The organism is Gordonia tangerina (assembly GCF_021556435.1).
Classification (GTDB): Bacteria; Actinomycetota; Actinomycetes; order Mycobacteriales; family Mycobacteriaceae; genus Gordonia; species Gordonia tangerina.
In genome coordinates, this window is sequence record NZ_JAKGCU010000017.1 from 1 (window position 1) to 22,782 (window position 22,782).

16 protein-coding genes and 3 pseudogenes are annotated in these 22,782 nt (G+C 66.5%); 10 read left to right on the forward strand and 9 right to left on the reverse strand.

All coding sequences use genetic code 11. The annotated features are described in order from the left end of the window. Positions 1-240, forward strand: a pseudogene (locus tag L1892_RS16805) (IS607 family element RNA-guided endonuclease TnpB); the annotation flags it as partial. Between the two features lie 60 nt (positions 241-300). Here L1892_RS16805 and L1892_RS16810 read toward each other — a convergent pair. The 5 genes from L1892_RS16810 to L1892_RS16830 form a co-directional block, all read right to left on the reverse strand. Beyond that, positions 301-1,716, reverse strand: a complete 1,416-nt coding sequence (locus L1892_RS16810) for a cytochrome P450 (RefSeq protein WP_235724876.1) — start codon at positions 1,714-1,716, stop codon at positions 301-303. A gap of 178 nt (positions 1,717-1,894) precedes the next feature. Continuing rightward, positions 1,895-4,297, reverse strand: a complete 2,403-nt coding sequence (locus L1892_RS16815; RefSeq protein ID WP_235724770.1) for an ATP-binding cassette domain-containing protein — start codon at positions 4,295-4,297, stop codon at positions 1,895-1,897. Between the two features lie 164 nt (positions 4,298-4,461). Next, complete coding sequence (locus L1892_RS16820) at positions 4,462-4,872, reverse strand: VOC family protein (protein WP_235724771.1); 411 nt, start codon at positions 4,870-4,872, stop codon at positions 4,462-4,464. 5 nt (positions 4,873-4,877) lie between these two features. Beyond that, complete coding sequence (locus L1892_RS16825; protein ID WP_235724773.1) at positions 4,878-5,330, reverse strand: helix-turn-helix transcriptional regulator; 453 nt, start codon at positions 5,328-5,330, stop codon at positions 4,878-4,880. 52 nt (positions 5,331-5,382) lie between these two features. Next, positions 5,383-6,075, reverse strand: coding sequence for an HAD family hydrolase (locus L1892_RS16830; protein ID WP_235724774.1), 693 nt, complete (start codon positions 6,073-6,075; stop codon positions 5,383-5,385). 107 nt (positions 6,076-6,182) lie between these two features. On the opposite strand from L1892_RS16830, the gene L1892_RS16835 reads away from it, so the two are divergent. Then, entirely contained in the window at positions 6,183-7,184 is a 1,002-nt protein-coding gene (locus L1892_RS16835; protein WP_235724775.1) for a TIGR03557 family F420-dependent LLM class oxidoreductase, read from the forward strand. Positions 7,185-7,369: 185 nt separating this feature from the next. After that, on the forward strand, positions 7,370-8,893 hold the full coding sequence (locus tag L1892_RS16840; RefSeq protein ID WP_235724777.1) for a catalase: 1,524 nt from the start codon (positions 7,370-7,372) through the stop codon (positions 8,891-8,893). Positions 8,894-8,944: 51 nt separating this feature from the next. Here L1892_RS16840 and L1892_RS16845 read toward each other — a convergent pair whose 3' ends face one another. Beyond that, positions 8,945-9,688: a hypothetical protein gene (locus L1892_RS16845; RefSeq protein WP_235724778.1), complete on the reverse strand. Its 744-nt coding sequence runs from the start codon at positions 9,686-9,688 to the stop codon at positions 8,945-8,947. Between the two features lie 325 nt (positions 9,689-10,013). Here L1892_RS16845 and L1892_RS16850 point away from each other — a divergent pair. From L1892_RS16850 to L1892_RS16880, 7 genes and pseudogenes are all read left to right on the forward strand, one after another. Then, positions 10,014-11,749, forward strand: a pseudogene (locus L1892_RS16850) (peroxidase family protein). Next, a complete protein-coding gene (locus L1892_RS16855) occupies positions 11,746-12,864 on the forward strand; it encodes a catalase family protein (protein ID WP_235724779.1) in 1,119 nt (372 codons plus the stop codon). Before L1892_RS16850 ends, L1892_RS16855 begins: the two are co-directional and overlap by 4 nt. Positions 12,865-13,036: 172 nt before the next feature. Next, a pseudogene (locus L1892_RS16860) lies at positions 13,037-15,489 on the forward strand (LuxR C-terminal-related transcriptional regulator). A 118-nt stretch (positions 15,490-15,607) separates the two neighbouring features. Then, positions 15,608-16,726: an NAD(P)/FAD-dependent oxidoreductase gene (locus L1892_RS16865; protein ID WP_235724780.1), complete on the forward strand. Its 1,119-nt coding sequence runs from the start codon at positions 15,608-15,610 to the stop codon at positions 16,724-16,726. 44 nt (positions 16,727-16,770) lie between these two features. Next, on the forward strand, positions 16,771-17,802 hold the full coding sequence (locus L1892_RS16870; RefSeq protein ID WP_235724781.1) for an LLM class F420-dependent oxidoreductase: 1,032 nt from the start codon (positions 16,771-16,773) through the stop codon (positions 17,800-17,802). Positions 17,803-17,810: 8 nt separating this feature from the next. Continuing rightward, positions 17,811-18,725: a DUF1295 domain-containing protein gene (locus tag L1892_RS16875; RefSeq protein ID WP_235724782.1), complete on the forward strand. Its 915-nt coding sequence runs from the start codon at positions 17,811-17,813 to the stop codon at positions 18,723-18,725. Further along, positions 18,722-19,900, forward strand: coding sequence for an FAD-dependent oxidoreductase (locus tag L1892_RS16880; RefSeq protein WP_235724783.1), 1,179 nt, complete (start codon positions 18,722-18,724; stop codon positions 19,898-19,900). The genes L1892_RS16875 and L1892_RS16880 overlap by 4 nt, the downstream gene beginning before the upstream one ends. On the opposite strand, the gene L1892_RS16885 is transcribed toward L1892_RS16880, so the two are convergent. The 3 genes from L1892_RS16885 to L1892_RS16895 all read right to left on the reverse strand — a co-directional run bounded on the left by L1892_RS16885 (position 19,897) and on the right by L1892_RS16895 (position 22,709). After that, the gene (locus tag L1892_RS16885; protein ID WP_235724877.1) at positions 19,897-21,543 is read right to left on the reverse strand and encodes an NAD(P)/FAD-dependent oxidoreductase; all 1,647 of its coding nucleotides are present in this window, start codon (positions 21,541-21,543) and stop codon (positions 19,897-19,899) included. The genes L1892_RS16880 and L1892_RS16885 overlap by 4 nt on opposite strands. 102 nt (positions 21,544-21,645) lie before the next feature. After that, positions 21,646-22,305, reverse strand: coding sequence for a VOC family protein (locus L1892_RS16890; protein WP_235724784.1), 660 nt, complete (start codon positions 22,303-22,305; stop codon positions 21,646-21,648). Then, entirely contained in the window at positions 22,302-22,709 is a 408-nt protein-coding gene (locus L1892_RS16895) for a hypothetical protein (RefSeq protein ID WP_235724786.1), read from the reverse strand. Before L1892_RS16895 ends, L1892_RS16890 begins: the two co-directional genes overlap by 4 nt. Positions 22,710-22,782 lie beyond the last annotated feature (73 nt).

Below are 22,782 nucleotides of genomic sequence, written 5' to 3' on the forward strand. Positions count from 1 at the left end.
TGCGGCGTGCGGATCGATCGTGATCGCAACGCCGCGATCAACCTCGCCCGACTCGGCGACACCCACACCCTGGGTGAACAGAGTCCCACCGAGAGTGGCTCGGTGGCAGGACGTGGAGCCAGCCAGGAGACCGACCCCGCGCAAGCGGGCGACGCAGGAGGCGATGAAACGTCAACCCCGCACAACACCACCAGTGTTGGTCAGACGGGGACCGCCTCACCGCAAGGCGAGGCTGCCTGATGACACCGCAGACACAGCAGCAATGCTCACGTTTGCTCACCAGAAGGCAACGGCACCAGCTCAGGCGCGCGGCGGCACCTCGTGCATCACCCGACGACGCATGTCGATCGGCAATCCGTCTGCGGGGGTCGGTCCGGTGCCGTAGGTCAGATCGAGTCGGTAATCGGCCGGGACGGACCACTCGAAACGCTGCAGCAGCTGGTGCATGATCGCCTTGACCTCCATGCCACCGAAGTAGAGGCCGATGCACTTGTGGGCGCCGCCACCGAACGGTGCCCACGCGAATCGATGGACCTTGTCCTCGCGGCGCTCTGGGGAGAACCGGTCCGGATCCCAGTGGGTCGGGTTGGGCCACCACTCCTCGCGCAGCATCGATGCCCACGGATGGATGCTGACCAGGGTGCCCTTGGGCACGTAGTGCCCGAGGATGTCGGTGTCGGCCACCGTCTTTCGGAACAACATGCCCACCGGCGCGTTGATGCGGAGCGTCTCCTTGAAGGCCAGGTCGAGGCTGGGCAGTTTGTCGAGGTCGTCGTAGTCGATGGTTGATTTGCCCAGCGCCAGCGATTCGTCGCGGAGTCGCTGCTGCCACTGCGGGTGGCGACCCAGGAAATAGGTCATCATCGACAAGGCGATGGTGCTGGTGTCGTGGGCGGCCATCATCACGAAGATCATGTGGTTGACGACGTCCTCGTCGCTGAACGAATTGCCGTCCTCGTCCTGGCTGTGGCAGAGCACGCTGAACAGGTCGTCGCCGTCACCGGCGCGACGAGCGGCGATCTCCGAACGGAAGTAGTGCTGCAACGCTTCTCGTCCACGCAGCCCCCGCGCCCAGGTCCAGTCGCGGACGTCCGCGCGCACCATTGCCTGTCCGCCGCGGACCGCGGCCTCGAAGGCGCTCTCGAGGCGATGCGTTTCGCTCTCGTTGAGTGACGCACCCATGAAGACTTCGGTGGCCAACGACAGAGTGAGGTCCTTGGTACGTGAGTACATGGGGAACCCGGCGCCCACGTCCCAGTTCGCCAGGGTCTTCTCGATGTGCGGTGTCATCATGTCGAGATATCCGTTGAGTCGAGGCCTGGTGAAGGCCTGCTGCAGGATTCGACGGTGATGCATGTGCTCCTCGAAATCCATCAACATGATGCCGCGACGGAAGAAGGGGCCGATCATCGGTTCCCAGCCCTGCTCGCTGGAAAATGCCTTCTCGCGGTTCATCCATCCGCATTCGATGGCCTCGGGGCCGATGAGCGTCACGATGTTCATGTTGAGCGAACCCGACCACGAAACCGGGCCGTACTTCTCGTACCGCTCCATCGCGCTCGCGAGCGGGTCGGCGAGCGCTTCGAGTGTGTTGCCGAGAAACGGCATGCCCGCATCACCCATCACCGGCTTGAGGCCCGAACCGGCCGGCGGTTCGGCCAGCGGCCGCGGCTTACTCGGGTAGGCCTTGCTGACCTTGCCCAGCGTCGACTGCATCGTCTTCTTCGCGTTCACTCCAGCGCTCCCGCCCATGTCATCACCCCCGGTGCTCCGATCCCTCCGGACCGAGTAGCGCAGGAACGGAGCACCAAAGGAACGAATCGCTACAGATGTTTCAAAAGTAGTCTACGACGGGTATCCGGCCACGTCACCGAAATCTGCGAAGCACACCGAACTACTGCGTCGCGACGTAGTCGGCGAGGTGTGTGCCGGTCAGCGTTTTCGGATCGGCGATCAAGTCGGCCGGGGTGCCCTCGAAGACGATCCGGCCGCCGTCATGACCCGCACCGGGGCCGAGATCGACGATCCAGTCGGCGTGCGCCATGACCGCCTGGTGGTGCTCGATCACGATGACCGACTTCCCGCCGTCGACCAGTCGATCGAGCAACTCGAGCAGCTGTTGCACGTCGGCCAGGTGCAGGCCGGTGGTGGGCTCGTCGAGGATGTAGATGTCGCCCTTGTCTCCCATCTGAGCGGCGAGCTTCAGCCGTTGCCGCTCGCCACCAGACAGTGTGGTGAGCGGTTGACCGATGGTGAGGTAGCCCAGCCCGACGTCCCGCAGCCGGACGAGGATCTTGTGCGCCGCCGGGATCTTGGCGTCGGCCGACCCGAAGAACTCCTCGGCCTGCGTTACGGACATGGTGAGGACCTCGCTGATGTCCTTACCGCCGAATGTGTACTCCAGCACGTCGGCGGAGAACCGTTTGCTTTCGCACACCTCGCAGGGTGTGGCGACACCGGCCATCATCGCCAGGTCCGAGTAGATGACCCCTGCGCCGTTGCAGTTCGGGCAGGCACCTTCGGAGTTGGCGCTGAACAGTCCTGGTTTCACCCCGTTGGCCTTGGCGAACGCCTTGCGAATCGGATCGAGCAACCCCGTGTACGTGGCCGGGTTGCTGCGTCGCGACCCGCGGATGGCGCCTTGATCGATCGACACCACTCCGTCGCGAGTGGCCAGCGACCCGTCGATCAGCGAACTCTTGCCCGAGCCGGCCACCCCGGTCACCACAACCAGTACCCCGAGCGGGATGTCGACGTCGACGCCGCGCAGGTTGTGCATATCGGCGCCGCGAATCTCCAGGGCGCCGTCGGACGTCCGCACCGACTCCTTGATCCGGGCTCGGTCGTCGAGGTGCCGGCCCGTTCGCGTGTCGGCCTGACGCAACTGCTCGACTGTCCCCTCGAAGACGATCTCGCCGCCGTCCCGTCCGGCGCCGGGACCGAGATCGACCACGTGGTCGGCGATCGCGATGGCCTCCGGTTTGTGTTCCACCACCAGCACGGTGTTGCCCTTGTCGCGCAATTGCCGGAGCAGGTCGTTCATCCGTGCGATGTCGTGCGGGTGCAGACCGATCGTCGGTTCGTCGAACACGTAGGTCACGTCGGTCAGCGAGGATCCCAGATGACGGATCAGCTTGGTGCGCTGTGCTTCTCCCCCGGATAGCGTGCCCGCCGGGCGTTCCAGGGACAGATAGCCCAGGCCGATGTCCACGAACGAGTCCAGCGTCTGGCTCAACGTACCGAGCAGGGGTTTCACCGAGGGTTCGTCGAGCTGACGCACCCATTCGGCGAGGTCGCTGATCTGCATGGCACACAGGTCGGCGATGCTCTTTCCGGCGATGGTGGAGCTGCGGGCCTCCGCGGTCAGCCGGGTCCCGTCACATTCGGGGCAGGTGGTGAAGGTGATCGCGCGATCAACGAAGGCACGGATGTGCGGCTGCATCGCCTCACGGTCTTTGGACAGGAACGACTTCTGGATCTGCGGGATGAGGCCGAGGTAGGTCAGATTGATCCCGTCCACCTTGATCTTGGTGGCCTCTTTGTAGAGCAGGTCGTCGAGTTGGCGCTTGGTGAACTTGCGGATCGGCTTGTCCGGATCGAACCAGCCACAACCCCGGAAGATGCGCCCGTACCAACCGTCCATGCTGTAGCCGGGGATGGTGAGTGCGCCTTCGTTGAGCGACTTGGAGTCGTCGTACAACGCGGTCAGGTCGAAATCCGAGACCGAGCCCCGTCCCTCGCAGCGCGGACACATGCCGCCGGTGATCGAGAAGCTGCGGCGCTCCTTGACCTTTCGACCGGCCTTCTCGACCGTCACCGCGCCGGCCCCGCTGATGGACGCCACATTGAACGAGAAGGCCTGCGGTGAGCCGATGTGCGGTGTGCCCAATCGGCTGAAAAGGATGCGCAGCATCGCGTTCGCATCGGTCGCGGTCCCGACAGTCGAACGCGGGTTGGCGCCCATTCGTTCCTGATCGACGATGATCGCGGTGGTCAGTCCCTCGAGGACGTCGACGTCGGGCCGCCCCAGATTCGGCATGAAACCCTGGACGAACGCGCTGTAGGTCTCGTTGATCATCCGTTGTGATTCGGCGGCGATCGTGCTGAAGACCAGCGAACTCTTCCCCGACCCGGAGACGCCGGTGAACACGGTCAGTCGACGCTTGGGGATCTCCAGGCTGACGTCTTTGAGGTTGTTCTCGCGCGCTCCGGTGACCCGGATCAGGTCGTGGGTGTCGGCGACGTGGGTGTCAGGCGACGTGGGTGTGGATCGTGACGTCGTGCTGGGGGCGCTCACAGGATCTCCATCTGGTCGGGTCGGCGCACGTGGTCAGGGCAACTCGTTGTGATGCACTGTCGGTCAGGGTCTCCGGTGGCGTCTGGTGGCTTGGCGTCGACAGGTGTTCGACGACGGCATGCCCGGTTCGGTATCCACACATCTTCGTGGCGGCGGGACTGTGGTCACTGCAGTTGGTCGATACGGATCAGGTTGCCCGCCGGATCGCGGAACGCGCAGTCGCGGACTCCGTACGGCTGATCGGTGGGTTCCTGCAGCACCTCGGCGCCGGCGGCCTCGAGCTTCTCGAACAGTCCGTCGAGGTCATCTGTGGCCAGGGTGACCGCGCCGAAGCTGCCCTTGGCGATGAGGTCGAGAATCACCCGCCGTTCGTCGTCGGTGATCCCGGGATCCGCGGCAGGTGGGTGCAGCACGATCGAGGTCTGCGGTTGATCCGGTGGTCCTACGGTCAGCCACCGCATCCCCTCGTATCCGACGTCTTTGCGAACCTCGAATCCGAGGATGTCCCGATAGAACCCGAGGGCGGCGTCCGGATCGGTCTGCGGCAGGAAAGTGTACTGGATGACGATGCTCATGGGACTCACGCTAGACGCGGAGAACGGCTCGCGGCTTCTCGATTCCTGACCGGTCTGGTGACCTGTTTGGCCAGACACGCCGGTATCCCCGCGGTGGATTCGGCCCCGCTCTCCCGTTCCCGGTAGACACTCGGGGGCACACCGACGAGTTCGGTGAATCGGGTACTGAACGTGCCCAGCGACGAACAGCCGACCGCGAAGCAGACGTCGGTCACGGTCAGATCGCCCCGCCGCAGCAGTGCCATGGCACGTTCGATGCGCCGTGTCATCAGGTACGAGTACGGGGACTCGCCGTAGACCCGTCGGAACTCGCGGCTGAGGTGTCCGGCGGACATGTGGGCGCCACGGGCCAATGCTTCGACGTTCAACGGCTCGCCGTAGTCGCGATCGATGCGATCGCGAACGCGTCGCAGCCGCGCGAGGTCGCGCAGGCGATCGGCTTCAGACGACTCGGACACGTTGTGATCGTGCCATGCCCACCGCCTGTTGCCCAGGTCGAACGAACCTCCGTCAGGGCAACCAGCGGCGGGTGGCCAGCTCACCCACGTCGTCGACCACTTCCACCGCTCCGGCCGCCGTCAACTCGGCTTCAGAGAAACCGCCGCTGCGGACCGCCACACACCTGGCGCCGAGCCGGTTGGCCGATTCGACATCCCACACTGTGTCGCCCACCACCACCGCGTCGGCGCCGCCGGCCCGCTGCAGTGCCGTCGCCAGAATGTCCGGCTCGGGCTTGGATCGGTCCACATCCTCCGACGAGGTGACGGCCGCGAACTCGTCGCCGGCCATGCCGAGCATCCGCAGCGCGGCCTCGGTGAACTCTTGGGCTCCGGACGAGGCAAGCGCCACCCGGTGGCCGGCCTGCTGTAGCTGATCGATCAACGCGCGGGCACCCGGAAACACCCTGACCTCGGGGAGCAATTGCCGGTAGCGATCGGCCCAGTCCGCCCGCAACTCGTCGCCGAGCCGGTCCTCGACCTCGCGGCCGCAGACCTCGCCGACCAGGAGGTCACCGCCCATGCCGACGGTTCGATGCACCCGCCACCAATCCGGGGTCAGGTCGTGGGCTGCGAAAGCGCGTATCCAAGCCAGCGCATGAAAGTAGGTGGAATCAATGAGGGTGCCGTCGACGTCGAGCAGCACGGTGTCGGCGAGGGACTCATCGCGGTCGGGTGATTCGCGGTGTCCGGATGCGTTCGTCATGCTCTCCCCTGGGTTTGGATGTCGACTCGAGGTGTTACCCCGTCGGTACTGCAGGCAATCACGGAGGACGACTGATTCCTCCGATGCTCGACGAAGGAGCGCACCCCATGCCCACACGCTTCGGCTACACATTGATGACCGAGCAGGCCGGACCCAAAGAACTCGTCCGGTACGCGGTAGGCGCCGAGGAGGTGGGCTTCGACTTCGAGGTGTCCAGCGACCACTACTTCCCGTGGCTGTCGGCGCAGGGCCATGCGCCCTACGCGTGGAGTGTGCTCGGGGCGGTCGCACATGCGACCGAACGCGTGGACCTCATGACGTATGTCACCTGCCCCACCATTCGCTACCACCCCGCCGTCGTCGCGCAAAAGGCGGCCACCCTGCAGTTGCTCGCCGACGGGCGGTTCACCCTCGGCCTCGGAGCCGGTGAGAACCTCAACGAGCACGTCGTCGGGGAAGGCTGGCCGGCCGTCGGCGACCGTCAGGCGATGCTCGCCGAGGCGATCGAGATCATCCGCGCGTTGCACACCGGGGACCTCGTCGACTTCCGTGGCGACTACTTCCAGGTGGACGCCGCGCGCATCTGGGATCTGCCCGAGACGGTGCCGCTGGGCGTGGCCGTGTCCGGCGCGCAGGGCATCGAGGAGTTCGGTCCGCTCGCCGACCACCTGATTGCGGTCGAACCGAATCCGGGTCTTGTCGACACCTGGAACGCGACGGACGGCACCGGGACGATCGGCATCGACAGCCGCGCGATCGGTCAGATCCCCATGTGCTGGGATCGTGATCGCGATGCCGCGGTCGCCCGAGCCCACGATCAGTTCCGCTGGTTCAGCGGCGGGTGGGATGTCAACGCAGACCTGCGGACCACCGCCGGGTTCGCCGCGGCGACCCAATACGTTCGACCCGCGGATGTGGCCGAATCGATTCCGTGCGGGCCCGATCTCGACGCCGTCGTCGACGCCGTGCGACCTTTCTGGGAAGCGGGATTCACCGATATCGCACTTGTCCAGATCGGTGGCGAATCGCAAGCCGAGTTCCTCGAGACGGCCGCAAAACCGTTGCTGGACAAGCTCCGTTCCGCCGCGTCGGGAGGTGGGGCCCAGTAGTGTGATCACACGACGGCAAACAAAGCGGTTCGATTGCAACATCATTCACACCCAATCCGTCGACGGGCCCGGCAACCCACGACCGCGCGACACGCGGCCGGGGTAGCATCGGCCAAGGACCTCAAACAGCTCGGGTCCGCACAACTGCACAGCCCTTAGACGGATGAGACCTTCTCGGAGGCGATATGTCCGACGACAACACGTCGATCTACACAACCCGGGATTCCGGGGCACCGGCCGGCAGCGACGAGCATTCGCTGACCGTCGGCGCCGGTGGGCCCATCGTCCTGCACGATCACTATCTGATCGAGCAGATGGCACAGTTCAATCGTGAGCGCATCCCCGAACGCCAGCCCCACGCCAAGGGCAGCGGTGCGTTCGGCACATTCGAGACCACCGCGGACGTGTCGCAGTACACCTGCGCGGGGTTGTTCCAACCCGGTGTCAAGACCGAGATGGTGGCTCGCTTCTCCACCGTTGCCGGTGAACGCGGCAGCCCCGACACCTGGCGCGACCCTCGCGGATTCGCACTGAAGTTCTACACCGACGAAGGAATCTACGACATGGTCGGCAACAACACGCCGATCTTCTTCGTCAAGGACCCGATGAAGTTCCAGCACTTCATCCGCTCACAGAAGCGTCGCGCAGACAACAATCTGCGCGACCACGACATGCAGTGGGACTTCTGGACGCTGTCGCCGGAGTCGGCGCATCAGGTCACCTGGTTGATGGGTGACCGGGGTATCCCCAAGACGTGGCGGCACATGAACGGTTATTCATCGCACACCTACCTGTGGGTCAACGCCGAAGGTGTGAAGCACTGGGTGAAGTACCACTTCATCTCCGATCAGGGTGTGGAGTTCTTCACGCAGCACGAAGGCGACCAAATGGCCGCGGCCGACACCGACTTCCACACACGGGATCTGTTCGAGTCGATCGCCGCGGGCGATCACCCGAGTTGGACCCTCAAGGTGCAGTTGATGCCGTATGAGGACGCCACCGGTTACCGGTTCAATCCCTTCGATCTGACCAAGGTGTGGCCGCACGGCGATTACCCACTGCACGAGGTGGGAAAGATGACGTTGCACACCAATCCCACCGACAACCACGCCCAGATCGAGCAGGTCGCGTTCGAGCCGAACAACGTGGTGCCGGGAATCGGCTTCAGCCCGGACCGGATGCTGCTGGGCCGGGTGTTCTCTTACGCCGACGCACATCGTGCGCGTCTCGGCGGTAACTACAAGGAGATCCCGGTCAATCGGCCGCGCAACGAGGTGCACAGCTACACCAAGGACGGCCACATGCGGATCACCCCCGTGTCCGATCCGGTGTATGCGCCGAACTCCAAGGGCGGGCCGGCCGCGAGCTACGCAGGCCAGGGCGAGCCGCAGTGGGCAGCGGACGGCGACATCGTCCGTAGTGCATATGTGGACCACCCCGAGGACGACGATTGGGGGCAGGCGGGCACGATGGTGCGCGAGGTGCTCGACGATGCGGCACGCGAACGCCTGGTCGACAACGTCGTGGGCCATCTGCTCAACGGTGTGTCCGAGCCGGTCCTGGCCCGAGCGTTCGAATACTGGTCCCGAATCGACTCCGACATCGGTGCTCGCATCAAGTCCGGCGTGACCGAGAAGAAGGACCAGCCCGACCCCAAGGTCGACGAGCAGGGCAACCCCGCCCGTAGCTCGATGCAGGCCAAGGTCTGACGGACTAGTCGAACGGGTGGTGTGGCAGCAGGCCACACCACCCGTTTCGTATCAGGAGGTCGCCCTCAGCGCCGTCATCACGCGGTGGGTCTTGGATTCCCGGAAATCCGCGATCGACAGGGCGCGCCGGGTCACCGTCGCGCGGATCGCTCGGTGCGCGGACATCGCGCGGACCTCGAACTGCGCTGCGGTCTCGCCAGGGTGCGGCTGCAGACGCACCGCGAGTTCGAGCAGGTCGACGTCGGCGACCGACCACCTCTCCACCTGAACCGAGCAACCGTCGAGGTCCACCTCGGGCCAGGTCTGGCAGGTCACCGGTCCCAGCGTTCCCAGATGGTCGATGGGTATCCCGCGCGGAGTACAGGTGACCACGAATTGTCGCTGCGCCGCGTCGAGGATGTGTGCCGGATCCGCGCCGTCGCGCAGCGCGGTCGCCACCGAGCCCGGCGGACGACGACTGATCGCCGCGGCCGCGACCTCTCGACGCTCCCCACACCAGTCCCGTTCGAGTCGATAGGAGAAATGTGTCTCCTCGAACGGGGCACGCCACCGTCCGACCAGACGATCGGTGTCACATGGCCGCACCCCGACGGTGACGTCGTCCCGATCGCCGCTGCGCAGGCGGATCGTGAGACGACCGGCCAGCAGCGGGAGTGCACCCACATCGTCACGTGCCCGCGCCTCGGCGAACCACATGTCACGCCACAGCGGTGGCGAGTCGAGCAGATCCAGCGCCACCAGCGAATCGGTCACCGGGGACGCCACGTTCACCTTGATCTCGACGGGTGCGATCACCAGAGCACCTTTCTCCCAGCAGGCCGCGTGGCCGCGACCTCCTTCATCGTCGTCGGCGGTGTCGGTGACGACACGAGTACGTCGCTACCTGGGTGCGGCACCGATCCGCGGGCCGGGTGCGAGTACTTCGAGTAGTCGATTACTCGTGCCGTTCGGTCGACGTGCCCGCATACTCGGAACCGGACGAGTCGGAGGTGGTCATGGTCGGGATGATTCGCTCGGTACGCACATCCGCGCGCGTCGCACCGCGGGTGCGGAACCGACACCCCGTCGACGGAGCGCCACCGCTCGTGGACTCGCGCAGACTGCAGAACGTGTCGATCGCGTGGTCGGTTGGTCACGATTGTGGTCGCCGGTCGGGCTCGCCGTGCTGGTGGGACTGCGCAGCCAGCTGCGCGCGTACAACCTCGTCGACACGGGCCGACCGGGCGCCCGGCTGCCGGTCGGCACGCCGGACGAGCACCGGGCGCGGAGCGTGGACGGCACCTACAACGATCTCGGCGAGCCTCGTGCGGGTTCGGCCGGGAGCCGCTTCGGCCGCAACGTGCCGTTACCGCGCACCGCACCCGAGAACGCTGATGACATCTGCGAACCAAATCCCCGACTGGTCAGCCGAAGGCTGTTGACCCGTCGCGAGTTCCGCCCGGCCACCACGCTCAATCTGCTGGCAGCAGCCTGGATTCAGTTCGAGGTGCACGATTGGTTCAACCACGCGCCACAGGCCGGAAATCCGTGGCACATCCGGCTACCCGACGGTGACGACTGGCCGCATGACCCGATGACATTCGCGCGTACCGCGGTCGACCCGACCGGACCAGACGATCAACCGCCCGTGTTCGCCTCGACGGTGTCGCATTGGTGGGACGGCTCGCAGATCTACGGTGAGACGGCCGACTACGCGGAGAGCATCCGCACCCACGACGGTGGACGGATCGCGCTCGACGACGTCGGGTTGCCGCCCGCGGAGACCGAGGCACTGCTCGACCCGAATGGGCAGGCCGCCAATTTCTGGGTGGGTCTTGCCCTGTTGCACTCGTTGTTCTTGCGCGAGCACAACGCGATCGCCAACCGGTTGGCGTCCGCCTACCCCGCCATGACCGATCAACAACTATACGACTCCGCCCGATTGGTGAACGCAGCGTCGATGGCCAAGATCCACACCGTGGACTGGACCCCGGCGATCATCGCGCATCCGACCACGGTTGCGGCGATGCGCGGCAACTGGTTCGGACTTCTCGGCGAACGGATGTCGGGACGCATCGCACGTTTCACCGACAACGAGATCCTCTCCGGCATCCCCGGCTCGGCGACCGCCGACAACGGCGTGCCGTTCGCCCTCACCGAGGAGTTCGTCGCCGTCTACCGCATGCATCCGCTGCTACCCGACACGGTGGAGTTCCGCAGTGGACTCGACGACCGCGTCGTGGCGCGGCACGCGATGGCCGATCTGCTCGCCGCGGACGTACGACGACATCTGACGTCGAACACCGCCGCCGATCTGCTCTACTCGTTCGGGCGCGCACACCCGGGTGAACTGTCGTTGCACAACTTCCCGCGTTCCCTGCAGAACCTGGCACGACCCGACGGGACGCCGATCGACCTCGCCACCGTGGACATCATGCGGGTCCGCGAACGCGGAGTGCCGCGTTACAACGATTTTCGCCGCGCCCTGCGGATGGCACCGGTGACGACGTTCCGTGAACTGACGGTGACGACGCGACCGCCACCGAATTGGCGGAGATCTACGGCGACATCGAGCCGCTGGATCTGATGATCGGGCTCTACGCCGAAGCCAAGCCGCCCGGATTCGGCTTCAGCGACACCGCCTTCCGGATCTTCATCCTGATGGCTTCGCGCCGCCTGTCCTGTGATCGCTTCTTCACCAGCGATTTCCGCCCCGAGGTGTACACCGAGGTCGGTATGGCATGGGTCCGGAACTCGTCGATGCGCTCGGTCCTGCTGCGTCATCATCCGATCCTGACACCTGCGTTGCGCTCAGTTGCCAATCCATTCGCCCCCTGGAGATCCGCAGCGGCATCGAGAGAGGACCGATCCCCATGACCGACATCGTCTCCGGCGGCCGGACGTATGTGCGTTTCCACGAGGACATCGAATCCCCGCGGGCCGACGAGGCCGACGACATCGAGAAGATCGTGCGCGTGCTGCGCGCGAACAACGAGCGCGCATATCGCGTGTACAAGCGAGGGTTGCGCGACGCGCACGCGAAGGGTCACGGCATCCTGCGCGGCACACTGGAGGTACTCGACGAACTGGACCCGGAGCTCGCGCAGGGAATGTTCGCCGCGCCTGGGACCTACTCGGTGATCGCACGACTGTCGAGCACGTCCGGGCCGATCCGCAGCGACCAACTGCGTGGAGTTCGGGGACTCGGCATCAAGGTGATCGGCGTATCGGGGCCGCGCGCGCTTCCCGACGACACCGCGCGGACCCAGGACTTCATCATGGTCACCCATCGCGAATTCCTGTTCGCCGACGCGCACGCATACAGCCGCAGTGGGATGTGGACGGCGTGGGCACTGGCCCGGCTGTCCGATCCGGCACTGCGACTCGGCAGTGAGGCACTCGACGCGCTGAACAAGCACGTGTTGCCCCGGTTCGGGCGCAGGCTGCCCGACAACCTGGCGGTGTTCGTGCAACCGAACACCCATATCCTCGGTGACACCTTCCACACGTCGGCGCCGCTGCGCCATGGTGACCACATCGCCAAGATGCGTCTGATCCCACGGTCACCGGAGGTGCGTGCGCTCGCGGGCGCGCCGATGCCGCCCAACGGTGAGGTCAATGCCTTCGCCGAGTCGGTGATCGACTTCTTCGCCTGCCACGGGGCCGAATACGAACTACAAGTGCAGTTGTGCACAGACCTCGCGGAGATGCCGATCGAGGATGCGACAAAGGAATGGGACGCCGCGCGCTCGCCGTATCGTACCGTCGCGCTCCTCCGATATCCCGTGCAGGACACCTATACCCCGCAGCGCCGGGCGTTCGGCGACGAGGTGCTGTCGTTCAACTCGTGGCGGGGTCTCGACGCACACCGCCCGCTCGGATCGATCAACCGGCTCAAGCGGCGTGTGTACGACGCGTCGAGTCAGTATCGTCATCGCGTCAATCACGCCCCGATGCTCGAACCCGCCGACGAATCGGAGCTGCCGATCTGACCAGCCGGTGACCGACCGCCGACGACGCCGTGACCCGACGACCAACACCTGGCGACCGATCCGTGTCCCGATCTGCCGTGCCAGGTCACAACCAGTCGTGCGGCGCTTCCGCGTTCATCACAGTGGTCGTTCACGACGCCGCAGCGGCGCGCGGCACCTATACTCAGGACGCATGGACGGCGGTTGGCAGCTGCTCGGCCGGCCCTCCGAACATCAGGCGATCCTTTCCGCCCTGACCGACGGGGGAAGCGGCGTCATGCTGGTCGGACCCCCTGGGGTCGGCAAGACGACATCGGCACGAACGGTGACCGATTCGCTGCGTGCCCCGGTGCACTGGGCAGCCTGCACGGAGTCCTCCCGGGCGATTCCACTGGGTGCTTTTGCGCCGTGGGTCCGTCTGTCGCCGAGCACCTCCCGCGATCCGATCGCCGCACTCGTGTCGGCGCGAGAGGCATTGATCGCCGAGCCGAACACCGTGATCGGCGTCGACGATGCTCACCTGCTCGACCAGCTCTCGGCAACGCTGCTACACCAGATCACCATCGAACACGCGGCTCGTGTGGTGGCCACCGCCCGCAGCCGCGAGACCGTCCCCGACGCCATCACGACGCTGTGGAAGGACGGGTATCTCACCCGGATCGAGCTCGACCCGCTGACCAAGGAGCAGTGCACCGAGCTGGTCGAGAAGGTGCTCGGCGGGACTCTCGAAGGTCTCAGCGCCGACGTGATCTGGGAATCGTCGGGTGGTAATCCCCTCTTCCTGCGGAACATGGTCGAGGGTGCGCTGGCGGCCGGAAACCTCACGGAGAACAACGAAGTCTGGCAGCTTCGTGGCCCCACCGCCGTGCCGTCGGGACTCGTGGCATTGATCGACGAGCGACTCGATCGGGCCGGTGACGCCGTGGTGGATGCGTTGAAGTTGCTCGCATTGTACGAACCACTCGATCTCGACACGCTGGTCGAACTCGGACCCTGCGTTCACGGATCGTGGCGGTCCTGCGTGATCGTCCGATCACCTCGGCCGCCGAGCGGATCCGGCTCGTCCGGCTCTGCGTCGACGGTGATCAGGACATCGAGCCCAAGCTGTTGATCTCGGCCGCCAAAGATGCGGTGGCACTGACCAATCTCCCGCTCGGTGAACAGCTGGCCCGCGCCGCCCACGAACGCGGCGGCGGTGTCGCAGCAGCCGAACTGTTGTCGCGGGCACTGCTGTGGCAGGGTCGGATCGCCGACTCCGATGAAGTGCTGGCCGGCTACGACCCGGACGATCTCGACGAACTGCAGTTGGTGCAGTGGGGCGTTCCGCGGATGAGCCGGCTGTTCTGGTCGATCGGCGACGTTGCGCAGAGTGGCCGGCTGTTGCAGCTGATGCGTGACAGGGTGGGCCATCGGGCGCTGCGCTTGGTCGTCGATGCGGCCGGCGCTGCCATGGCGGTACACGAAAACCGCATCGACGAGGGCATCGAGGCGGCCGAGAAGGTTCTCGCAGACGCCGAATCACCCTCTCAGGCAATAGACTTCGCGGCATTCGGCGCAGGTTTGGCGATGCCGGTCGCCGGTCGTGGACTGAATTTCGAGCCGATCGCGGCGCGATGCCGTCCGGAGCAGAAGGCCACCGACGGCATGATCAAAGTGATGATCCGCTACGGCGATGTGCTCGCGCTGGCGACTGTCGGTGACCTCGATGCGGCCGACCGCCGCACCGTAGAGTACGCCGAGTTCTCGTCGTCCGGCCAGTTCGTCGGCTGGGCGATCGCCAAGATCATGCCGGGTCTCGTCGCGACCCACCGCGGTGCCTTCCGCACTGCGGCGAAGGCGATCGAGCAGGCACTGGCGGCGCTCAACGCCGAGACATCCCTGCCGTGGCAGCTGCCCGCGCGGCTGATCCTGGTCCGGGCCTACGCTGCGCTCGGTGAGGTGGCGAAGGCGCAGCAGGTGATCGACGACGCGGAGGAACACTCCGGACCGCACCTGCGCCTTCACGAACCGCAACGCACGATCTCGCGTGCCTGGATCGCGGCATCGACCGGGAGCCCTCGGGAGGCGATCGAGTTGTGTGGTGAGGCTGCGGAATCGGCCCAGAGCTCGGGGCAGTATGCGGTAGCCGTCGAGGCGTTGCACCATGCGGCTCGGTTCGGCGACCGCCAGATCGCGCAGCGTCTCACCGACGTCGGCCGGTTGGTCCAGGGTCCGGTGGTCGGCCTCTATGTGCAGCATGCGGCCGCGGTCGCGAATGCGGACCCGGCCGCGCTCTGCGTGGTAAGTGGGCGGTTTGAACAGATCGGTCTGATGCTCTCGGCCGCCGATGCGGCCGCGCAGGCGGTTCCGTTGTACGACCGGGCCGGACGACGACGCGAGTGTGCCGAGGCGACCGCGCGCTCCGCACGGCTGGCCGCACGCTGCGACTCGGCGACGACACCGGCCATCCGTGCTGCCGCGCGGCCGCTGCCGGTCACCGCGCGGGAGCGGGAGATCACCGCGCTGGTGGCGCAGGGGCTCAGCAACCGAGAGATCGCCGAGCGCCTCACCGTGTCGATCCGAACCGTGGAGGGGCACATCTACCGCGCCTGCATCAAACTCGACGTCGCGGATCGGGACGCCTTGGCCCGCATCGTGTGGAATTAGGGTCCTTCGCGACGCCGCTGGGCAGGCACCGGGGCTCCTCACCGAACCGGCGGCCGCTCGCGTCACGAGCCAGTGGGTTACGCATCAGGCGGCTCGCGGGACACTAGGCTGGCACACCGTGACAGAGTCCGTGGACGTCGTGGTGGTGGGTGCAGGTGTGATCGGTCTAGCCGTGGCGCGCCGGCTTGCCCGGGACGGTCTCAGCGTGGTGGTCCTCGAGCGTGAGGACGCGATCGGCACCCAGACCAGTTCCCGCAACTCCGAGATCATCCACGCCGGGATCTACTATCCGTCGGGCAGCCTGAAGGCACGGATGTGCGTGGCCGGCCGCGAACTCCTGTATCGCTACTGCGCCGATCACGATGTCGCGCACCGTCGGACCGGCAAACTGATCGTCGCCACCGACACCGATCAGCTCGCCGCACTCGACGGTATCGCCCAGCGTGCGCGCGAGAACGGCGTCGACGATCTGCGACGGATCGGTCGGACCGAACTGGCGGAGATGGAGCCCGAAGTGAGCGGCGTGGCTGCGTTGTGGTCGCCGTCGACCGGAATCGTCGACGCCCATGGTCTGATGGGTGCGCTTCGCCGCGACGCCGAGCAGGCAGGGGCGGTGATCTCCTTGCGCAGCGACGTGACAGGGGGCCGCGTTCGACCGGATGGTCGGATCGAACTCACGGTCCGCGACATCGGTGCCATCGTCTGCGCGACGGTGGTCAACTGCGCGGGTCTGGGCGCCTGGGGGCTCGCGCGATCGCTGACCGGGTTCCCGGCCGAGCGGGTGCCGCTCCGGCACCTCGCCAAGGGGAGCTACTTCGGCTTGCGAGCCGGTCGAGCACCATTCGAGCGGTTGATCTATCCGGTGCCAGTGGACGGTGGCCTCGGCGTCCATCTGACCGTCGACCTCGACGGCATCGCACGTTTCGGTCCCGATGTGGAATGGGTCGCCCACGCTGAGCATGTCGTCGATCCGGCCCGGGCCGATGCGTTCTACGCCGCCATCCGCCGCTACTGGCCCGGATTGCCCGACGACGCCCTGCAGCCGGACTTCGCCGGCGTCCGACCGAAGCTGACCGGCCCGGGAGAACCGGCCACCGACTTCCTGGTGCAGGGGCCGACCGACCATGGCGTCGCCGGTGTCGTCAACCTGTTCGGCATCGAGAGTCCGGGCCTGACGTCCTGTCTGGCGCTGGCTGCCCATGTTGCCGCGACGATCGACCGTGACCGGCTACGGTGAACTGCACGGAGCCGTCGCGACGGCGGTCTGATGTGGGGAGCAGCATGAAACTCGGGTTACAGCTGGGATATTGGGGTGCACAGCCGGCAACGAACCATGCCGAGCTGGTCCGGGCGGCCGAGGCCGCCGGATTCGACGCCGTCTTCACCGCCGAGGCGTGGGGATCGGATGCCTATACCCCCTTGGCGTGGTGGGGATCGTCAACCGAACGCGTCCGGCTCGGCACGTCGGTGCTGCAGCTGTCGGCACGTACCCCGACCGCGTGCGCGATGGCCGCACTCACCCTCGACCACCTGTCCGGCGGCCGCCACATCGTCGGGCTCGGTGTGTCGGGTCCGCAGGTTGTCGAAGGTTGGTACGGTCAACGATTCGCCAAGCCGCTCGCGCGAACCCGTGAGTACATCGACATCATGCGGCAGGTGTGGGCCCGCGAGGCGCCGGTCACCAGCACGGGCCCACACTATCGGTTGCCGCTGACCGGGGACGACGCCACCGGACTGGGTAAACCACTCAAGCCGATCACGCACCCGCTGCGTGCCGACATCCCGGTGATGCTGGGCGCCGAAGGCCCCAAGAACATCGCCCTGGCAGCCGAGATCGCCGACGGCTGGCTGCCACTGTTCTACACGCCCCGACTCGCCGACACCTACAACGAGTGGCTTGACGAGGGATTCGCACGGCCGGGGGCCCGGCGCACGCGCGCCGACTTCGAGATCTGCGCCACCGCCCAGATCGTCATCACCGACGACCGGGCCGCCACCTACGAGGCGATCAAACCGTTCCTCGCGCTCTACATGGGCGGGATGGGCAGCGAGGACACGAATTTCCACGCCGAGGTGTATCGGCGGATGGGCTACGCCGACGTCGTCGACGAGGTGACCGCGTTGTTCCGCAGCAACCGCAAAGACGAGGCCGCACAGGTGATACCCGACGAAGTCGTGGCCGATTCGGCCATCGTCGGTGACATCGAGCACGTGCGGTCGGAGGTCAAGCGGTGGGAGGCCGCCGGCGTCACCATGATGCTGGTGTCGCCCGGCAGCGTGCCCGAGATCGAGCAGCTGGCGACGCTCATCTGAGCAGCCAGATGTCGCGCCAATCGCCGTCGGGTCGGGTCACCGCACTCGTCCGGGTCACATTCGCCTACCTGCTCGCCATCGCGGTCGCGGTGCTGTGGTTGCTGTGGGGACCCGCGACCGGTGTGTTGTGGCTCGATACGTTGATCGCCGACCTGCTGGCCACGGTCGTCATCTTCGGTTTCAGCCGGGTCCACCACAACAGCAGCTTCTACGACGCGTACTGGAGCGTGATCCCGCCGCTGCTGCTCGGGTACTGGTGGTGGCAGTCAGACCTCGGCGTCGACGATCTCCGTACCTGGCTGTTGTTCATCGTGGTTGCGGTGTGGGCGGTCCGCTTGACCGCGAACTGGGTCGGTACGTACCCCGGTCTGCACCACGAAGATTGGCGCTACGCACAGCTGCGCGCCGACGCCGGTCGGTGGGAGCTGCCGGTGGACCTGTTCGCCATCCATGTGATCCCGACCCTGCAGGTGTTCGCCGGGATGGTGCCGGCCTATGTTGCGGTGACCCACCCGGCCCAGGGCCCGACCTGGTTGGTCGTCGTGGCGTTCCTGGTGGGGTTGTCGGCTGTCGGACTCGAGACGATCGCCGATGGGCAGCTGCGCCGGTTCGTCCGGTCCGCTCGCGGCGGCGATGTGATGGATCGTGGCGTCTGGGGATGGTCGCGCCACCCGAACTATTTCGGTGAGTTCTCGTTCTGGTTCTCGCTCGCGCTGTTCGGGGTGGCGGCGTCTCCGGCGGACGCCTGGTGGCTGTTCATCGGCGCCGCGGTGATGCTCGCTCTGTTCGAGGGCGCGAGCATCCCGATGATGGAGCGGCGCAGCCTCGCCCGACGACCCGGCTACCAGTCGGTGATCGACCGGGTACCGCGGTTCGTGCCGCGGCCACCGCGCGCGGGCGGTGCCGTGCGGACTCGCCGATGAGCGCGCACCGACGGCGACCGCGGGTCGTGATCGCCGGCATGGGTGACAGCGGGTTGCTCACCGCGCTCCATCTGGCGCGTGGCAGATCGCCGGTTCCGTTGTCTCGGTCCGGTTCTCGGGCGGCTATCGACATCGTCGGGATCTCGTCGAAACCCGGGCTTCTCAGCGGGCAGGAACTGGGCACCCGGATTGCGCGACCCGACGTGTGGAGCCGCGATTATTGGATCGGGTTCGACCGCTTTCGCGGACTCGACCGGGTGCGGACCGTGCACGGCACACTCGTCGGTCTCGACACCGGTCAGCGGCGGGTGGAGGTTGTGCGCAGCGACTGCTCGACCGTCGCCGAACCCTACGACGTGCTGGTGATCTCCACTGGGGTGCGCAACGGCTTCTGGCGGCAGCCGACGCTGCAGACCGCGGCCGACATCGCCGACGACCTCAGGCGGACACATGCACGTCTGCGCGCTGCGACGAGCATTGCGGTGATCGGCGGTGGGGCGGCCGCGATCAGCAGTGCGGCCAACGTGGCCGCGGTATGGCCCAACAAGAACGTGCACCTGTACTTTCCGGGCTCCCGGGCGTTACCCGGTCATCATCCGCGGGTGTGGCAACAGGTGCGGGCCCGCCTCGAGGGCTATGGTGTCGAGCTGCACCCGGGGCATCGCGCCCGACTTCCCGCCGGCTCCGGGATCGACCACATCGGTACCGGACCCGTTCAATGGAGCACCGGTCAGCCATCGGCACATGCCGACGCCGTTGTCTGGGCGGTCGGAGCGGTGCGTCCGAACACCGAGTGGCTGCCCGCCGATCTGCTGGATGAACACGGGTTCGTCCGCGTCGACGACGATCTCGGCGTGACCGGGCACGAGCGCATCTTCGCGCTCGGCGATGTGGCGGCGACCGATCCCCTGCGCAACTCGGCGCGTAACCGGGCCGACCGACTGGTCGCACACAATGTGCGCGCCACACTGCGCGGTGGCCACCGGCGCCGTTATCGTCCTCGACAGCATCGCTGGGGGTCGGTTCTCGGTGTCCAGCGCGACGGACTGGAGATCTTCACCCCCGATGGTCGAGGGTTCCGGCTGCCCGCATGGTCGATCGACACCGTCCTGCAGCCTTGGATCGTCCGCCGCGGAATCTATCGCGGGGTGCGCGATCAGGAGTGGGAAGTCTAGGACGTCTGCGCTTCCCGCAGAGTGGCCAGCCAGGTGTGCACCAGCGGGACGACGCTGGCCCCTTCCCCACTGGCGGCGGCGACTCGCTTCATCGACCCCGAACGGATGTCGCCGGCCGCGAACAGGCCGGGTTCGCTGGTGGTCAGTTCGGCAGGCGGAACGTCGCCAGGCCACCGCTGCCGGGGTACGTCGCGGCCGGTCAACACGAACCCGTCATCGTCACGTTCCACCACCTCGGGCAGCCAGTCGCAATGTGGGGAGGCACCCAGCAGCAGGAACAGTCCGCCGGCCGCGCATCGTTGCTCGCGTCCGGTGCGATTGTCGCGCAACATCACCCACTCCAGCCTGCCGGAACCACCACCGTCGACGACCTCGCTTGACCCGCGCACGGTGATGCGTGGATTGAATGCGATCTCCCTGACGAGGTAGTCCGACATCGTCGAACTCAGATCCGGGCGCCGCACCACGATTGTGACCGAGCGCGCATGGCGCGCCAGGTGGATGGCTGCCTGACCGGCGGAGTTGCCGCCGCCGACCACGAAGACATCCTGCCCGTCCATCTCGCGTGCGGCGCTCATCGCGGCGCCGTAATGCACGCCGACACCGACGAGTTCCTCCAACGCGGCCACGCCGAGGCGTCGATAGGCGACGCCCGTGCTGATGAGGACCGACCGAGCGCATACCTCGCCGCCGTCGGTCACGAGACGATAGGGCGCCAGCGCCTCCTCGATCAGCAGACGCTGCACCGGCCACCCGGTCAGGAACCGCGCGCCGAAACGCAGCGCCTGCGTCCGTGCCCGCTGCGCGAGTCGCATCCCGGAGATCCCGCGTGGGAACCCGAGATAGTTGCGGATCATCGAGCTGGTACCTGCCTGCCCGCCCACCGCCTCCGACTCGATGACGACCGTCCGCAACCCCTCGGAGGCGGCGTACACGGCGGCTGCGAGACCGGCCGGTCCGGCCCCCACCACGGCGAGGTCGACAACGGTGTCAACCGAGATGTCGGAGGGTCGGCCGTAGAGCAGCACCGCGACGTCACGGACCGACGTCGGCGCGATGACCGAGGTGGTGTCACCGCGCAGTGAATGGACCAGGGTGTCGGGAACTGGTGTGCGCGAATCGGTCCGGCTGAACAAGTCGATGGTGGCGCGGCCCTCCGGACTTTCCGGCATGTGCGTGCGGTACGGCATCCCCATCCGGTCGAGGAAGTCTCGGATGGACATGGTGAGCGCCGTGAGTTCGGTGCTGACGATCCGGATGACCTCCACTTCCGGTGCGGCGACCGTTGCTCCCCAGTCGGAGAGCAGTTCGGTGATGGCGTAGTGGAATTCTTCGTCGCGCGGGCCGCGCGGGATCAACAGAAATGTGTCGAACTTGCCCTTCTGCAGCGCGGGCCGCAGAGTCTCGGATCGCTCCATGAACACCGACCAGTGGATGCCTACCACTCGTCGTGCGGTCGGCACGATACTCCGGAAGGTCGCGAGTGCCTCGAGCAGGTTCATGTCGGGCAATTCAGACTCGACCACGATCATCGCGATGGGCCGCCCGTCGCTACGCAGCCTGCTCAGCTGTGTGATCGCCTCGATTGCCGATGCCGCACAGGTGATGTCGTAGTCACGACGGTAGCGATCGAATTCGCCCATGAGGGTCGCGGCATGGCCGGAGGCCACCACGACGATCGATGGCGCACGTGAGTTGTCCGCAGCTGGCGTGGTCACCGAACCAGTCTCCCACCGACGGGGCGGTCAGGTCGGGCCGATCACCACGGTGCGGGTGGCCAGTGCGCGATCGCGGACGGTGAACAACCGCGTGCCGGGTTTCTGACCGATCCGGATCTCACTGATCGCCATGCCCACCGAGGTCAACCGGTCGTGGGTCACCGCGATATCGGGGGCAGACCACGCGAGGCCCCACAATCGGCACGTGGGCCCATGGGCCGGATCGGCTCCGACCACGACCTCGACGACGAGATCGGCGGCGCGAAAGAACAGTTGGCGAGTATCGCCGCCGATGTGGCGATCCAGGCGGAAGTCGAGGTCCAGGGTAGCGCCGAAAAGCGCGAGCGCATGATCACGAGTCGGTGCTGTGAAGACGAGATGATCGAGCCTGGGGATGTCGGCATCCGGCCACAGCGGTAGGTCGATCCGATCGGTCACGCCGACGGGTTCGTCAGGGTCCAGGCCTCGGCGCTTGGTCAGCCGCTGCGCGTCGGCGAGATTGTCGACGCCGAAGCTCACCCGGTGTCCTGCTGCCCCATCTCCGTGAAACCGCAGCAATGCGTTACCGAACCCGAACGCCCCGTTCGTGGACCCACGACCCAACAGGGACGTGTACACGGCGTGGGTCGCAGCGACGTCCGGTGACATCAGGTCGACGTCGACGCCGGTCGGCGGTGCTCCGTTCACGGCCGCAGCTTACTGGTGATGTGCCATGCGCCGCAGACACATCGGTAGCACCGCAGCGTCGGCCCGGAGCCGGTGTGGCGGCGGACGGCAACGATGCTCTCGCGGGCGAGTACGTCGGAGGCAAAGGCCACCTTGTCCGGGGTGGGGCACGATCGCGGTGGGGCCGCTTTCGAGACCCCGGCGCGCCGACGCTTGCGAGCCGGAGTCGCGGCGGTTCGAGCTTCGATGGCGCGATAGAAGTTCTCGAGTTCGGCGTCGGTGAACGACGAGGACTCGGGCTGCCGGCCGTTGATGTCCTGCGATTTCGACGGTTCGGGTCGCACTGGACGACCCGAACGGCGCTCGTCGGTGCGCTGCTCGATCTCACGATAGAACGCCTCGAGATCGTCGTCGGAGAACGGCACCCCACGAGTTTAGTGCACCGCGCGCGCAGAGCACCGTGTCAACTGATCACCGCCGCCCGGCCCGTGGCTGCCG

Bases quoted from the DNA above. Each gene is read 5' to 3' on its own strand.
- L1892_RS16810 (WP_235724876.1), bottom strand. From the start codon at position 1,716: ATGCAGTCGACGCTGGGCAAGGTCAGCAAGGCCTACCCGAGTAAGCCG.
- L1892_RS16820 (WP_235724771.1), bottom strand. From the start codon at position 4,872: ATGAGCATCGTCATCCAGTACACTTTCCTGCCGCAGACCGATCCGGAC.
- L1892_RS16830 (WP_235724774.1), bottom strand. From the start codon at position 6,075: ATGACGAACGCATCCGGACACCGCGAATCACCCGACCGCGATGAGTCC.
- L1892_RS16835 (WP_235724775.1), top strand. From the start codon at position 6,183: ATGCCCACACGCTTCGGCTACACATTGATGACCGAGCAGGCCGGACCC.
- L1892_RS16840 (WP_235724777.1), top strand. From the start codon at position 7,370: ATGTCCGACGACAACACGTCGATCTACACAACCCGGGATTCCGGGGCA.
- L1892_RS16855 (WP_235724779.1), top strand. From the start codon at position 11,746: ATGACCGACATCGTCTCCGGCGGCCGGACGTATGTGCGTTTCCACGAG.
- L1892_RS16870 (WP_235724781.1), top strand. From the start codon at position 16,771: ATGAAACTCGGGTTACAGCTGGGATATTGGGGTGCACAGCCGGCAACG.
- L1892_RS16875 (WP_235724782.1), top strand. From the start codon at position 17,811: ATGTCGCGCCAATCGCCGTCGGGTCGGGTCACCGCACTCGTCCGGGTC.
- L1892_RS16880 (WP_235724783.1), top strand. From the start codon at position 18,722: ATGAGCGCGCACCGACGGCGACCGCGGGTCGTGATCGCCGGCATGGGT.
- L1892_RS16885 (WP_235724877.1), bottom strand. From the start codon at position 21,543: ATGGGCGAATTCGATCGCTACCGTCGTGACTACGACATCACCTGTGCG.